This is a genomic window from Blautia sp. DFI.3.45 (assembly GCF_020593505.1).
Classification (GTDB): domain Bacteria; phylum Bacillota; class Clostridia; order Lachnospirales; family Lachnospiraceae; genus Blautia_A; species Blautia_A wexlerae.
Genome location: NZ_JAJDMI010000206.1, coordinates 1 through 305, shown reverse-complemented (window position 1 = coordinate 305; position 305 = coordinate 1). Strand labels below are relative to the sequence as shown.

Annotated in this window: 1 pseudogene; it reads left to right on the top strand. The window is 29.8% G+C overall.

The window, feature by feature from the left end:
* Positions 1–31 precede the first annotated feature (31 nt).
* A pseudogene (locus tag LJE09_RS17615) lies at positions 32–305 on the top strand (GGDEF domain-containing protein); the annotation flags it as partial.

Genomic DNA, 305 nt, shown 5'->3' with positions numbered 1-305 from the left:
ATATTAATTTGGTTAAAATAAACAATTTAAAATGTTTTTCAGACACGCTCTAGTACGTGGAGCTACACAGCGCGAAGTAAAATTAGAAATTACAGGAAACCAAAATGAAGAATTAATTAAATATTTGGATGATATTTTTCTTGGATTAAGATATCAGGATGGACATTATGATCTGGTAAAACTCAATGACGAAGAATATCTGGAAAAATTGCAAATTCAGAGTGATTACTGGGATAAATTGAAAAAAGAGATTGAAGCAGTAAGAAACAAGGGATACGAAAATACAGACATTGTTAATATGAGTG